At 67.6% G+C, this 14446-nt stretch carries 11 protein-coding genes; 9 read left to right on the forward strand and 2 right to left on the reverse strand.

What is annotated here, in order from left to right:
* Positions 1 to 71: 71 nt before the first annotated feature.
* The 6 genes from ACSF9G_RS00265 (at position 72) to ACSF9G_RS00290 (ending at position 5601) form a co-directional block, all read left to right on the forward strand.
* Positions 72 to 1250 carry an ABC transporter substrate-binding protein gene (locus tag ACSF9G_RS00265; RefSeq protein WP_436636942.1) on the forward strand — a complete coding sequence of 393 codons (1179 nt, stop codon included), beginning with the start codon at positions 72 to 74 and terminating at the stop codon, positions 1248 to 1250.
* A 78-nt stretch (positions 1251 to 1328) separates the two neighbouring features.
* Positions 1329 to 2252, forward strand: coding sequence for a branched-chain amino acid ABC transporter permease (locus tag ACSF9G_RS00270; protein ID WP_436636944.1), 924 nt, complete (start codon positions 1329 to 1331; stop codon positions 2250 to 2252).
* 1 nt (position 2253) lies between these two features.
* Complete coding sequence (locus ACSF9G_RS00275) at positions 2254 to 3261, forward strand: branched-chain amino acid ABC transporter permease (RefSeq protein WP_436636946.1); 1008 nt, start codon at positions 2254 to 2256, stop codon at positions 3259 to 3261.
* Positions 3254 to 4009, forward strand: a complete 756-nt coding sequence (locus tag ACSF9G_RS00280) for an ABC transporter ATP-binding protein (protein ID WP_436636948.1) — start codon at positions 3254 to 3256, stop codon at positions 4007 to 4009. The genes ACSF9G_RS00275 and ACSF9G_RS00280 overlap by 8 nt, the downstream gene beginning before the upstream one ends.
* Positions 4009 to 4710 (forward strand): ABC transporter ATP-binding protein, encoded by a 702-nt coding sequence (locus ACSF9G_RS00285; protein WP_436636950.1) that lies wholly within the window; start codon positions 4009 to 4011, stop codon positions 4708 to 4710. Before ACSF9G_RS00280 ends, ACSF9G_RS00285 begins: the two co-directional genes overlap by 1 nt.
* 6 nt (positions 4711 to 4716) lie before the next feature.
* Positions 4717 to 5601 carry an alpha/beta hydrolase gene (locus tag ACSF9G_RS00290; protein WP_436636952.1) on the forward strand — a complete coding sequence of 295 codons (885 nt, stop codon included), beginning with the start codon at positions 4717 to 4719 and terminating at the stop codon, positions 5599 to 5601.
* A 74-nt stretch (positions 5602 to 5675) separates the two neighbouring features.
* Here ACSF9G_RS00290 and ACSF9G_RS00295 read toward each other — a convergent pair whose 3' ends face one another.
* A complete protein-coding gene (locus ACSF9G_RS00295; RefSeq protein WP_436636954.1) occupies positions 5676 to 6992 on the reverse strand; it encodes a UDP-glucose dehydrogenase family protein in 1317 nt (438 codons plus the stop codon).
* A gap of 235 nt (positions 6993 to 7227) precedes the next feature.
* On the opposite strand from ACSF9G_RS00295, the gene ACSF9G_RS00300 reads away from it, so the two are divergent.
* From ACSF9G_RS00300 to fdhF, 3 genes are all read left to right on the forward strand, one after another.
* Entirely contained in the window at positions 7228 to 8898 is a 1671-nt protein-coding gene (locus tag ACSF9G_RS00300) for a formate--tetrahydrofolate ligase (RefSeq protein WP_436636955.1), read from the forward strand.
* A gap of 140 nt (positions 8899 to 9038) precedes the next feature.
* The gene (locus ACSF9G_RS00305) at positions 9039 to 10733 is read left to right on the forward strand and encodes an NAD(P)H-dependent oxidoreductase subunit E (RefSeq protein ID WP_436636956.1); all 1695 of its coding nucleotides are present in this window, start codon (positions 9039 to 9041) and stop codon (positions 10731 to 10733) included.
* A 10-nt stretch (positions 10734 to 10743) separates the two neighbouring features.
* Complete coding sequence (gene fdhF, locus ACSF9G_RS00310; RefSeq protein ID WP_436636958.1) at positions 10744 to 13524, forward strand: formate dehydrogenase subunit alpha; 2781 nt, start codon at positions 10744 to 10746, stop codon at positions 13522 to 13524.
* Between the two features lie 266 nt (positions 13525 to 13790).
* Here the strand turns inward: fdhF and ACSF9G_RS00315 are convergent, their stop codons facing one another.
* Positions 13791 to 14261, reverse strand: a complete 471-nt coding sequence (locus ACSF9G_RS00315; protein WP_436636960.1) for a DUF305 domain-containing protein — start codon at positions 14259 to 14261, stop codon at positions 13791 to 13793.
* Positions 14262 to 14446 lie beyond the last annotated feature (185 nt).

Here is a 14446-nt window from a genome sequence, read left to right on the forward strand (position 1 = left end):
AACAGATTGCCCCGCTTGAAACGGACCCGATCCGCCAGGGGTGCAACGGACAATCCAACGGGAGAGAGCAAATGGCATCCAGACTGACTTTTGCCGCACTCGGCATCAGCACCGCCCTGGTCGCGACCGCGGCCTTCGCCGACGACCCGGTCAAGATCGGCATGATCACCACCCTGTCCGGTCCCGCCGGGTATCTGGGCGAGGACGTTCGCGACGGCTTCACGCTGGCGATGGACGAGGAAGGCGGCAAGCTCGGCGGCGCCAATGTCGAGCTCCTGGTCGAGGACGACGGTCTGAAGCCCGAGAACGCCCAGCAGATCGCCGACCGGATGCTCAAGCGCGACGGCGTCGAGATCGTCACCGGCGTCATCTTCTCCAACATCTCGCCGATCGTGGCGCCGATGACCCTCGGCGCGGGCAAGATCTACATCTCTCCGAATTCGGCCCCGTCGATCTTCGCCGGCGAGAAGTGCAACGAGAACTACTTCGTCGTCTCCTGGCAGAACGACTCCCTGCACGAGGCCGCCGGCATCGCCGCCGAGAAGGCCGGCTACAAGTCGGCCGTCGCGCTGGCGCCGAACTATCAGGCGGGCAAGGACGCGATCGCCGGCTTCAAGCGCCGCTTTGGTGGCGAGATCGTCGACGAGATCTACACGCAGCTCGGCCAGTCCGACTACGCCGCCGAGATCGCCAAGATCCGCGCCGACAAGCCGGAAATGGTGTTCTACTTCCTGCCCGGCGGCATGGGCATCAACTTCATGAAGCAGTACGACCAGGCTGGCCTCAAGGCCGACATCCCGCTGGTCGTCTCCGCGCCGAGCCTCGAGCAGCGCATCATGGAAGCCGTCGGTGAGGCCTCGCTCGGCGTCTCCACGTCGAGCCACTGGAACATCGACCTCGACAACGCCGCCAACAAGACCTTCGTCGAGGGCTTCCGCGCCAAGTACGATCGCGAGCCGACCCCCTACGCCAGCCAGGGCTACGACACCGCGAAGCTGATCGCCAGCGCCCTGAAGGCGACCGGCGGCAAGGTTTCCGGCGACCAGGACGGCTTCCGCACGGCGCTGAAGGCAGCCGATTTCGACTCCGTGCGCGGCGATTTCAAGTTCGCCAACAACAACCACCCGATTCACGACTGGTACGCCATCAAGGCCGAGAAGGGCCCGGACGGTAAGCTCCGGCTCGTGACCACCGGCGTCATCGCCGAGGATCACGTGGACGCGTACCACGAAAAGTGCCCGATGAAGTGATCGGTTGAGTACCCGGGCGGCCGGCCGTCGGCCGCCCGATTTCCTGTTGTTCGACGCAGTCCGGGGGGAAGCGCGTCCATGCTCCTTTTCGTCGAACAGATTCTGAATGGGCTGCAGCTCGGAATCTTTCTGTTCCTCGTGGCCGCAGGCCTGACGCTGATCTTCGGCATCATGGGCCTGATCAATCTCGCCCACGGCTCGCTGTTCATGATCGGCGCCTATGTCGCCGCCACCGTCACCGCCTGGACCGGCTCCTTCGTCGTCGGCCTGCTCGCGACCCTGCCCGCCACGGCGCTCGCCGGCATCGTCATCGAGTTCGTGGTGATGCGCCGGCTCTACGACCGCGATCACCTCGACCAGGTGCTCGCGACCTTCGGCCTGATCCTGTTCATCAACGAGGCGGTGACGATGATCTGGGGCCGTACGCCCCTGTTCCTCAACGTGCCCGACGCCCTGAAGGGCTCCGTCGAGATCATCCCCGGCGTCCCCTACCCGGTCTACCGGATCGCCATCATCGCCGCCGGCATCCTCGTCGCGCTGATCCTGTGGGCCGTGATCACCCGCACCCGCGCCGGCATGCTGATCCGCGCCGGCTCCACCAATCGCGAGATGGTGGCCGCCCTCGGCGTCGACATCGCCCTACTCTACACCGCCCTGTTCGCCGCCGGCGCCGTGTTCGCCGGATTCGCCGGCGCCATGGCCGGGCCGCTCGTCTCGGTGCAGGTCGGCATGGGCGAGCAGATCCTGATCCTGGCCTTCGTCACTATCGTCATCGGCGGCATCGGTTCGATCCGCGGCGCGCTGATCGGCTCGCTGCTGGTCGGCCTCGTCGACACGCTCGGCCGCGCCTTCGTGCCGGATCTCCTGAAGCTGTTCCTGCCGCCCGCCGAAGCCGACGGCATCGGCGCCGGCCTGTCCTCGATGATGGTCTATCTGCTGATGGCCCTGGTTCTGATCATCCGCCCCAGCGGCCTGTTCCCCACCGCCTCGGGGGCGCGCTGACATGCCGATGCGATACGAAAAGCCGTTCCTGGTCGCCGGCCTGATCCTGCTGCTCGCCTTCCCGTTCATCGCCGAGGCGCTCGGCAACGCCTACTTCACTTCGACCGTCTCGCGCATCCTGATCTTCGCGATCGCCGCCATCTCGCTCGACCTGATCCTCGGCTTCGGCGGCCTGGTCAGCTTCGGCCACGCCGCCTATCTCGGCATCGGCGCCTACGTCGTGGCGATCCTGTCGTTCCACGCCTATGACGGCTCGCCGCTGTTCGGCCTGCCGGGTACCGTATCCGGGCCGCTCGTCTGGCCTCTCGCGGTGCTGATCTCGGCGCTGGTGGCGGTGCCCCTGGGCGCGCTCTGCCTCAGGACCAGCGGCGTCTACTTCATCATGATCACGCTGGCGTTCGCCCAGATGCTGTTCTTCTTCTTCGTCTCGCTGCAGCGCTACGGCGGCGACGACGGCCTGTTCATGTTCGCGGGCCGCAGCGAGATGCCGTTCATCGATCTCGAGAACGACACCGCCTTCTACTACGTCTGCCTCGCCTTCCTGGTCGGCTTCTTCCTACTGTGCCGCGCCATCGTCGCCTCGCGGTTCGGCCGTGTCCTGCGCGGCATTAAGCAGAACGAGCGCCGCATGGTGATGCTCGGCTATCCGGTCTACCGCTACAAGCTAGTCGCCTTCGTCATCGCCAGCGCCGGGGCGGGTCTTGCCGGCGCGCTGCTGGCCAACCACACCAAGTTCGTCAGCCCGGACATCCTCGCCTGGACCAAGTCCGGCGACATCATGATCATGGTCATCCTCGGCGGCATCGGTACGCTGACCGGGCCGATCCTGGGGGCGGCCGCCTTCCTGATGCTGGAGGACTACCTGCCGGTCATCTTCGGCGATCTGAACATGGACCTCCTGAAGGACCATTGGCGCGTCGTGTTCGGGCCGATGCTGATCCTGATCGTGCTGTTCGCCAAGCGCGGCCTCCACGGCATGCTGTTCCGGAAGGAGGCCGGCGATGACTGAGCCGCTTCTCAGGGTCGAGGGCCTGGCCAAATCCTTCGGCGCCCTGCGCGCCACCGACGATCTCAGCCTCGAGGTGGCCGAAGGCGAGATCCACGCCCTGATCGGTCCCAACGGCGCCGGCAAGACCACGCTGGTCAGCCAGCTTTCCGGCGAGCTGACGCCCAATGCCGGCCGCATCCTGTTCGACGGTCGCGACATCACCGCCATGCCCGCCCACGAGCGCCCCCATATCGGCCTCGTGCGCTCGTTCCAGATCACCTCGATCTTCCCGGAATTCACGACCCTGGAGAACGTCGCCCTGTCCGCCCAGGCGCGCACCGGGCACTCGTTCCACTTCTTCGCCCCCGTCGCTAGGGACGGGACGCTCAACGACATCGCCATGACGGCGCTGCGCGACGTCGCGCTGGACGATGCCGCCGGCCGCCCCGCCCATGCCCTCTCCCACGGCCAGCAGCGCCGGCTGGAGCTGGCCATGGCGCTGGTGCTGCAGCCGCGCCTCCTCCTGCTCGACGAGCCTATGGCCGGCATGGGGCCCGACGAGAGCGCCTTCGTGGTCGAGGTGCTGTCGAAACTGCGCGGCGACGTCACCATGCTGCTGATCGAGCACGACATGGACGCCGTCTTCGCGCTCGCCGACCGCATCACCGTGCTGGTCTACGGCCGCTCCATCGCCACCGGCACGCCCGGCGACATCCGCGAGAACCCGGCCGTGCGCGAAGCCTATCTCGGCGACGAGGAGGCGGCGTGATGCTGACCCTGTCCGGCGTCGAGACCTTCTACGGCCACAGCCAGGTGCTGTTCGGCGTCGATCTGGCGGTCGATGCTGGCGAGGTCGTGACGCTGATGGGCCGCAACGGCATGGGCAAGACCACCACGGTGCGCTCGATCCTCGGACTGACCCCGCCCAAACGCGGCTCCGTGACCTTCAACGGCCGAGAGGTCGCCGGGCTGCCGCCGCACCGGATCGGACGGCTCGGCATCGGGCTCGTGCCGGAAGGCCGGCAGATCTTCCCGACGCTCACCGTGCGCGAGAACCTGGTGGCAACCGCCGCCAACCGGGCCGGCAGCGGCCATCCCTGGTCGCTGGACGCCATCTACGACCTGTTCCCCCGGCTGGGCGAACGCCACGGCCAGTTCGGCCGCTCGCTGTCGGGCGGCGAGCAGCAGATGCTCGCCATCGGCCGCGCCATGATGACCAATCCGAAGCTCCTGGTGCTCGACGAGGCCACGGAGGGTCTGGCCCCGCTGATCCGCGAGGAGATCTGGAGCGTCATCGAACGGCTGAAGGCCGCCGGCCAGTCGATCCTGGTGATCGACAAGAATCTGTCGGCCTTGAAGCGAATCGCCGATCGGCACGTCATCATGGAGAAGGGCGTCGTCGTGTGGGCGGGCGACAGCGCCGCGCTCGACGCCGATCCCGACGTCGCCCATCGCTACCTCGGAGTCTGACTGACCATGCCGCACGCGCCCGGCCCGGATCTCTACCGGGGAATGGACCGCGCGACGCTGGAACGCGAATACGACGCACGCGCGACGGTGTCCTCGATCGAGCCCTTTCTGGAGCGCTACGCCGCCATCTCCGCGGAAATGCGCACCACCCTGCCCTGCCACCTCGACGTCTCCTACGGGCCGAGCGACGCCGAGACCATGGACGTGTTTCCGGCCGGCCCGAATGCGCCGGTCTTCGTCTTCATCCATGGCGGCTACTGGCGACTGCTGTCAAAAGACGACTCCGCCTTCATGGCCGAGGTCTTCACCAGCGCCGGCGTCTCCGTCGTCGCCCTGAACTACGCCCTCGCGCCGGCCGTCGGCCTCGACGAGATCGTGCGCCAGTGCCGGGCCGCGATCGCCTGGATCCACGCCAACGGTCGGGAATTCGGCATCGATTCCGACCGCATTTTCGTTGGCGGCAATTCCGCCGGTGGCCATCTGGTCGGCATGCTGATTGCCGGCGACTGGCACGACGCGTTCGGGGTTCGCCCGGACATTATCAAGGGCGCGCTCGCCGTCAGCGGCCTCTTCGACCTGGTACCCGTGCGCCTCTGCGTCCCCAACGAATGGCTCAGGCTCGATGAGGACGCCGTCGCCCGCAACAGCCCGATCCTGCACCTGCCGGAGCGCGACGGTTGCCCGCTGCTGGTGTCCTGGGCGGGAAGCGAGACCAGCGAATTCAAGCGCCAGAGCCGCGACTACGCCGACGCATGGAAGGCGCGCGACTTTCCCTGCACGGTCTTCGAACTGTCGGCTCGCAACCATTTCGACGTGATCCTCGACCTCGCCGATCCCGACAGCCGGATGACGAGCGAGACGCTGTCGATGATCGAGGGCGACGCCTACTAGACACTGCCACCAAACGATGCCGCAGCCGCAGTCGGGGCCCCATGCGGCCGCGAGGCCCTTGGAAACCGCCTTTTCTAAGCCCGCGGCGGCTTGCCGAGCGGGTAGAGCACCAGGCCCGCGGCATGGGCCGTTTCCGGCTTCACAACGTTGCGCAGATCGATCAGCGCCGGGCGGCGCATGCGCGCGCGCATGGCCGCGAAATCGAGAGCGCGGAATTCCGGCCATTCGGTCAGGATCACCACCGCATCGGCCTGATCGGCGACGTCCAGTGCATCGTCCGCATAGGAAATGCCGTTGAGCAGCGGCCGGGCGTTATCCATCGCCTCGGGATCGTAGGCGGTCACGATCGCCCCGCCCTTGACCAGTTCGGCGATGATGGTAAGCGCCGGCGCCTCGCGCACGTCGTCCGTGCCGCTCTTGAACGCGATGCCGAGCACGCCGATCCGCTTGCCGTCGAGCCCGCCGACGACATCGCCGATCTTGGTCACCATCGCGTGCTTGTGCCACTGGTTCGAGGTCAGCACCGTCTCGACGATGGACAGCGGCGACCCGGCGTCCCGCGCCGCGTTCACGAGCGCGAGGGCATCCTTGGGGAAGCACGAACCGCCGTATCCGGGGCCGGGCCTGAGGAACTCCGGCCCGATGCGGGCATCGAGCCCCATGCCGTGCGCCACCATCTCCACGTCGGCGCCGACCTTCTCGCACAGCCGCGCCATCTCGTTGATGAAGGCGATCTTGGTCGACAGGAAGGCGTTCGAGGCGTGTTTGACCAGCTCGGATGTCTCCGGCGTCGTCGACACGAGGATCGAGTCCCTTTCGATCAGCGGCGCGTAGACCGCCTTCAGCGCCTCCAGCGCCCGCTTGTCGCGAGTGCCCACCACGATGCGCTCGGCTTCGAGGAAATCCTTTACCGCGGCGCCCTCGCGCAGGAACTCCGGATTGGAGGCGACCGCGATATCGACGCCGGCGCGCCGCCCGGCGATGCGGCTCTCGATCCGCCGCGCGGTGCCGACCGGAACCGTCGATTTGGTGACGAGCACGGTGAAGCCGTCGGCCGCGTCGACCACGGCGTCGGTCACCGCCAGGACGGCGGTGAGATCCGGATTGCCCGTCTTCGGCTCCGGCGGGGTGCCGACGGCAACGAAGACGAGGTCCGCGCCGCGGACGGCCCCGGCGGTATCGGTCGTGAACGACAGGCGGCCCGCCGACATCTCGTCGAACACCAGCTTTTCCAGACCGGGCTCGAAGATCGCGACGACGCCGCTTTGCAGCGCCTTCACCTTGTCGGCGTCGCGATCCACGCAGACGACGCTGTGACCGAGCTTGGCGAAACAGGCGCCACAGACCAGGCCGACATAGCCGGTTCCGACGACGGCGATACGTTGAGTCATGGGCCGCTCTGACATTTGCGGGTACGACACGCCCCGCCCGGGCATCCCGGCGGATATCCTGGGAGGCATCCTGGCTGGCGGGCTACCAGACTAGGCCCATCGGCGCAATCGTCTGGCGCATTTGGGGTTGCTAACGTCGCTTCCGCGCTCACAAATGCCAAACCGATGCGTAGTAATTCGGAAGCCGGGCGCCGTTACGGCATTCCGGCCGAAAAATGACCACAGGGGAACCATCATGAAATCCGATATCGAGATCGCCCGCGCGGCCAGCATGAAACCGATCATGGACATTGCCGGCGCGCTGGGCGTCCCGACCGACGCCGTCCTGCAATACGGGCCCTACAAGGCGAAGATTTCCCTGGATTACGTTTCGAGCCTCGCCGGCAAGCCGGACGGCAACCTGATCCTCGTCACGGCGATGACCCCGACGCCGGCGGGCGAAGGCAAGACGACGACGACGGTGGGCCTCGGCGACGGCCTCAACCGCATCGGCAAGAACGCCATCATGTGCCTGCGCGAACCCTCTCTCGGCCCTTGCTTCGGCATGAAGGGCGGCGCGGCCGGCGGCGGCCATGCCCAGGTGGTGCCGATGGAGGACATCAATCTCCACTTCACCGGTGACTTCCACGCCATCACCTCGGCCAACAACCTTCTGGCCGCGCTGGTCGACAACCACATCTACTGGGGCAACGGCTGCGCGATAGACGTGCGCCGCGTCGCCTGGCGCCGCGTCATCGACATGAACGACCGCGCGCTCAGGGAGATCGTCTGCTCTCTCGGCGGCGTCGCCAACGGCTTCCCGCGCGAGGCCGGCTTCGACATCACCGTGGCCTCGGAAGTGATGGCGATCCTGTGCCTGGCGATGGATCTGGAAGACCTGGAGCGCCGCCTGGGCAACATCGTCGTCGGCTACACCCGCGACAAGACACCGGTGACCGCGAAGGAGATCGAGGCCGCCGGCGCCATGACCGTGCTGCTCAAGGACGCGCTGATGCCGAACCTGGTGCAGACGCTGGAGAACAATCCCGCCTTCGTCCACGGCGGACCGTTCGCCAACATCGCGCACGGCTGCAACACCGTCCTGGCGACGCGCACGGCGCTCAAGCTGGCCGATTTCGTGGTGACCGAGGCCGGTTTCGGCGCAGACCTCGGGGCCGAGAAGTTCTTCGACATCAAGTGCCGCAAGGCCGGCCTCAAACCCGCCGCCGCCGTCATCGTCGCCACCATCCGGGCGCTGAAGATGCATGGCGGCGTGAAGAAGGAGGATCTCGGCCTGGAGAACGTGGACGCGGTCAGGAAGGGCCTCGCCAATCTCGGCCGCCACATCCGCAACGTCGGCCAGTTCGGCGTGCCGGCGGTGGTCGCCATCAACGCCTTCACCTCCGACACCGAGGCCGAGTTCAACGCGGTGCAGGACTACTGCACCGAGCTCGGCGTCGAGGCGATCCCGTGCACGCATTGGGCCGACGGCGGCAAGGGCACCGAGGCGCTGGCGAAGAAGGTCGTGGCGCTGTCCGATTCCGGCCGCTCGCAGTTCCGTCCGCTCTACGACGACGATCTGCCGCTGTGGGACAAGGTGCGCACCATCGCCCGCTCGATCTACGGCGCCGAGGACATCGTCGCCGACAAGGCGGTCCGCGACCAGTTCAGGCAGCTGCAGGACCAGGGTTTCGGCACGTTCCCGGTCTGCATGGCCAAGACGCAGTACTCGTTCTCGACCGATCCCAACCTCAAGGGCGCGCCGACCGGACACGTGGTCGCGATCCGCGAGGTCAGGCTGTCGGCCGGCGCCGAGTTCATCGTCGTGATCACCGGCGAGATCATGACCATGCCCGGCCTGCCGCGCGTCCCGGCGGCCAATTCGATCCGGCTCGACGAAAGCGGTAACGTCGTCGGGCTGTTTTGAGCGCGTTAGGCGATTGGAAACCACACAGACTGGAAGAAGGGCCGGGCGGGACCTAGTTTCCTGCCCGGCCCCAATCCAACGGCAGGCGGATGACCCGGAGAGCCATGAACGACCAGGCGAGCCCCCCCAGAGACCGGACAATGCCCCGTGGCGGGCCCGAAGGCGGCCCCCAGGGCGGAAACGGCACCGGCAAGCGCCGGCGCGGATACGGGCCCAGGGGCCGCGACCTTGATGCGACCGCGCAGGACCAAGTGCTGGCGCTGCTCGGCGACCGGCCTCGCCGCCGCGACCTGCTGATCGAGTATCTGCACCTGATCCAGGACGAATACGGCTGTCTCGCCGCCGGCCAACTGATGGCGCTTGCCGACGAGATGCGCCTGTCGCAGGCCGAGGTCTACGAAGTCGCGACCTTCTACGCCCATTTCGACGTGGTGAAGGAGGGCGAGACGCCGCCCGCGCCGCTGACGATCCGGGTCTGCGATTCCCTGCCCTGCATGATGAACGGCGCCGAAGCGCTGCGTTCGGCGCTGGCGGCGAACCACGATCCGGCCGCCGTCCGCGTCATTCGCGCCCCCTGCATGGGCCGCTGCGACAACGCCCCGGTCTGCGAGGTCGGCCACCGCCACGTCGACCACGCCACGCCGGAAACCGTCGCCGCGATCGCGACGTCCGCGGACCATCACCCGGTGATCCCGGATTATCAGGCCCTCGAGGGCTACCTGGCCGAAGGCGGCTACGGCGAACTCGAGCGCGTCCGCTCCGGCGCGCTGACCTTCGACGCCGTGTCGACGACGATCGCCGAGTCCGGCCTGCGCGGTCTCGGCGGCGCCGGCTTTCCCTCGGCGAAGAAATGGGCCTTCGTCCGCTCCGCCCCCGCCCCCCGGCTGATGTGCGTCAACGCCGACGAAGGCGAGCCCGGCACCATCAAGGACCGGTATTACCTGGAGATGCGGCCCCACCAGTTCCTCGAAGGCATGCTGATCGCCGCCCACGCGGTCGCGGCCGAGCACATCTACGTCTACCTGCGCGACGAATATCCCGCCGCCCGGGAGATCCTGCGCCGGGAGATCGCCGCGATCGAAGCCGCGGGGATCGCCGAGCCGGGCTACATCGAGATGCGCCGCGGCGCCGGCGCCTATATCTGCGGCGAGGAATCGGCGCTGATCGAGTCCATCGAGGGCAAGCGCGGCCTGCCGCGCCACCGCCCGCCCTATGTCGCCACCGCCGGCGTCTTCGGCCGTCCGACCCTCGTTCACAACATCGAGACGCTCTACTGGCTGCCGCCGATCCTGAAGAACGGGGCCGAGTGGTTCGCCGCCCAGGGCAAGCCCGGCCACAAGGGGCCGCGCTCCTATTCCGTTTCCGGCCGGGTCAGGAACCCCGGCGTCAAGGTCGCCCCCGCCGGCATCACCGTGCGCGAGCTGATCGAGGAGCACTGCGGCGGCATGGCCGACGGCCACGCGTTCGCCGCCTACCTGCCCGGCGGCGCCTCCGGCGGCATCCTGCCCGCCGCGATGGGCGACCTGCCGCTCGATTTCGGCGAACTGGAGAAGTACGGCTGCTTCGTCGGCTCCCATGCCGTGGTGATCCTGTCGGACAAGGACGACGTGCGCGACGCCGCGCTCAACCTCCTGAAGTTCTTCGAGGACGAGAGCTGCGGCCAGTGCACGCCCTGCCGCGCCGGCTGCGAGAAGGCGGTCAAGCTGATGGAATCCGGCCGTTTCGACGACCCGCTGCTCGAGGAGCTGTGCCAGACGATGGCCGACGCCTCGATCTGCGGCCTCGGCCAGGCCGCCCCGAACCCGATCCGCTCCGTGCGCAAGTTCTTTGGCTGAGGACAACGCGATGACCGAACACGTCCGCTTCTCCCTCGACGGCCGCGAGGTCGAGGCCGCCTCCGACGAGACGATCTGGCAGGTCGCCCGGCGGCTCGGCACCGACATTCCGCATCTGTGCTATGCGCCCGAGCCCGGCTACCGCGCCGACGGCAATTGCCGCGCCTGCATGGTCGAGATCGAGGGCGAGCGCACGCTCGCCGCCTCCTGCGTGCGCAAGCCGGTCGCCGGCATGGTGGTGAAGACCGCGTCCGATCGCGCCGAGAAGGCCCGCGCGATGGTGATGGAGCTGCTGATCGCCGACCAGCCGGCGAAGGCCGACGCGCACGATCCCTCGTCGAAGCTCTGGTCCTGGGCCGAGCGCATCGGCGTCACCGAGAGCCGGTTTCCCGCACATATACCGGCCGAGGTTCCCGCGCCCGACCCCAGCCATCCGGCGATGCGGGTCAATCTCGACGCCTGCATCCACTGCAACCTGTGCGTCCGCGCCTGCCGCGAGGTGCAGGTCAACGACGTGATCGGCATGTCCGGCCGCGGCCATCAGGCAAAGATCTCGTTTGATTTCGACGACCCAATGGGCGCCTCGACCTGCGTCGCCTGCGGCGAATGCGTGCAGGCCTGCCCGACCGGCGCGCTGATGGAGGCGCGCCTTCTGGGCGAGGACGGCGTCCGCGTCGCCTTCGAAGAGGAAACAATCCAGTCCGGCTGCCCGTTCTGCGGCGTCGGCTGCCAGATCGACTATCACGTCGCCGACGGCAAGATCCTCCATGCCGACGGCGCGCCCGGCCCGGCCAACCAGAACCGGCTGTGCGTCAAGGGTCGCTTCGGCTTCGATTATCAGTCCAGCCCAGAACGGCTGACCGTACCGCTGATCCGCCGCGACGACGCGCCGAAGGACAAGGACCTGCGGCTCGATCCGACCAATCCCTATACCCATTTCCGCGAGGCAACCTGGGAGGAAGCCCTCGACCGCGCCGCCGCCGGCCTGAAGACGGTGATCGACCGCGACGGCCCCTCGGCACTGGCGGGCTTCGGTTCGGCCAAGTGCTCGAACGAGGAAGCCTATCTGTTCCAGAAGCTGGTGCGGGTCGGCTTCGGCACCAACAATGTCGACCACTGCACCAGGCTGTGCCACGCCTCGTCCGTCGCCGCGCTGATGGAGGCGATCGGCACCGGCGCGGTGACGGCGCCGTTCAACGCGGCGGCCGACGCCGAGGTCATCATCGTCATCGGCGCCAACCCGACCGAGAACCACCCGGTCGCGGCGACCTTCATCAAGAACGCGGCGAAGGCCGGCAAGCGGCTATATGTCATGGACCCGCGCCGGCAGATGCTGTCGCGCCACGCCACCCGCCACCTGCAGTTCAAGCCGGGCGCCGACGTCGCCCTGCTGAACGCGATGATCCACACGATCATCGAGGAAAACCTGTACGACCGGCAGTATGTCGCCGCCCGCACCCACGGCTTTGAGGAGCTGCTCCGCAATGTCGGCCAGTTCGCGCCGGAGAAGATGGAAGCGGTCTGCGGCATTCCCGCCGAGGTGATCCGCGAGGTCGCGCGCGACTACGCCCGCTCCGAAGCCTCGATCATCTTCTGGGGCATGGGCGTGTCGCAGCACGTGCACGGCACCGACAACGCCCGCTGCCTGATCCAGCTCGCGCTGATCACCGGCCAGGTCGGCCGCCCGGGCACCGGCCTGCATCCCCTGCGCGGCCAGAACAACGTGCAGGGCGCCTCCGACGCCGGCCTGATCCCGATGGTCTACCCGGACTACCAGTCGGTCGCGAAGGCGGAAATCCGCAATCTGTTCGAGGATTTCTGGGGCACGGACCTCGATCCGGAACCCGGCCTCACCGTCGTCGAGATCATGGACGCGATCCACGCCGACGAGATCAAGGCGATGTACGTTCTGGGCGAGAACCCGGCGATGTCGGATCCTGACCAGAACCACGCCCGCGCGGCGCTGGCCAAGCTGGATCATCTGGTCGTCCAGGACATCTTCCTGACCGAGACCGCCTACTACGCCGACGTGATCCTGCCGGCGACGAGCTACTACGAGAAGTGGGGCACCTTCACCAACACCAACCGGCAGGTTCAGATCGGCGAGCCGGTCGTCGCTCCGCCCGGCCAGGCGCGGCCCGACTGGCACACCGTGCAGGAGCTCGCCCGCCGGCTCGGCCTCGACTGGGCCTACGAGGGACCCGCGCAGGTCTTCGCCGAGATGAGCCAGGTGATGCCGTCACTGAACAACATCACCTGGGACCGTCTGGTGCGCGAGCGCTGCGTTACCTATCCCTGCGACAGTGAGGACGGCCCGGGCAGCGAGATCCTGTTCGCCGAATCCTTCCCCACAGAGGACGGCCGCGCCAGCATCGTCCCGACCAACATCGTCCCGCCGGACGAGCTGCCCGACGCCGACTATCCGATGGTGCTCACCACCGGCCGCCTGCTGGAGCACTGGCACACCGGCGCCATGACCCGCCGCGCCTCCGTCCTCGAAGCGATCGAGCCGGAGCCGACCGTTGCCATGAACCCGCGCCAGCTGCGCGACATGGGGCTCGAGGCCGGCGACACGGTCAGGGTCTCCACCCGCCGCGGCGAGATCGAGCTGAAGGCGCGCCGCGACCGCAACGTGCCACAGGGCATGCTGTTCATCCCCTTCTGCTTCGAGGACGCGGCGGCCAACAAGCTGACCAACCCGCAGCTCGATCCCTTCGGCAAGATCCCCGAGTTCAAGTTCTGCGCCGCCCGCGTGGAGCGCGTCGGGGAGACGGCGGAAGCGGCGCAGTAGACGGGCCGGGTTGCCGGGCCACGTCCGGCAATCTCGACAGATTGGCACGCGACGCCCGAAAACGTCCGAACCGCGTGGCGCCGCGCACTGGGTCCTGGATCAGGTCCAGGGAACAAGCCCCCGGTTCGTGGAGCGACCGAGCGTTTAACCAAGACCGCGTGTCCCAAGCGCAAACCGGGACCCGCAGGCCGCGTGGCACCCCGCGTGGCACCCCGCTTGGCACCGCGCTCCGGCGACGAGGGCTCGGACACCGCTGCCGGCAAAGACTACCGTGCCGGCGCCGCTTGCGCGCCGTTGTTTTCCAGTTCCGCGATCAGCGCTTCCATCTCGTCGATCTCCCTGACCTGCGCCGCGATGATCTCGTCGGCGAGTTCGCGAACCCGCGGATCGCTGATCTGCGCTCGCCGGCTCGTCATGATCGCGATCGAGTGGTGCGGGATCATCGCCTTCATATAATCGACGTCGCCTACCGTTTCCTGGCTGCGTACGAGCCAGAGCGATCCGGCGAATACCAATGCGCTGACGACCAAGATCGTGGCATTGACGCGGGTCGAGGCGTACATCTTGAGCATGAAGGCGAGCATGACGATGGCCATGGTCGCGCCCATGATCAACGCCATCCAGGCGCGTGTCTGGCTGTACCGGACGTGGTCGAGCGCGTAGGTGTTCAAATACATGAGGCCGTACATGACAACCGTGCCTGTCACGATCATCGCGGCGAAGCGGGCATAGCTCATCTTGTCCCTCCGTCGTTGGGCAACCTGTCCCAGCCAACGCTTACGCAACGCGATGGTTTCTTGCGGGACCCCACCGTGGAACAGACAAACCCGTGTCCCGGACCTGATCCGGGACCCATACGGCCAAACCGCGCGGGGATTCGGCGGTGTCGCGATCCGGGTTCGTCACGCGCGTTGCGCGCCCC

This window comes from Microbaculum mangrovi (assembly GCF_051390635.1).
GTDB lineage: Bacteria > Pseudomonadota > Alphaproteobacteria > Rhizobiales > Tepidamorphaceae > Microbaculum.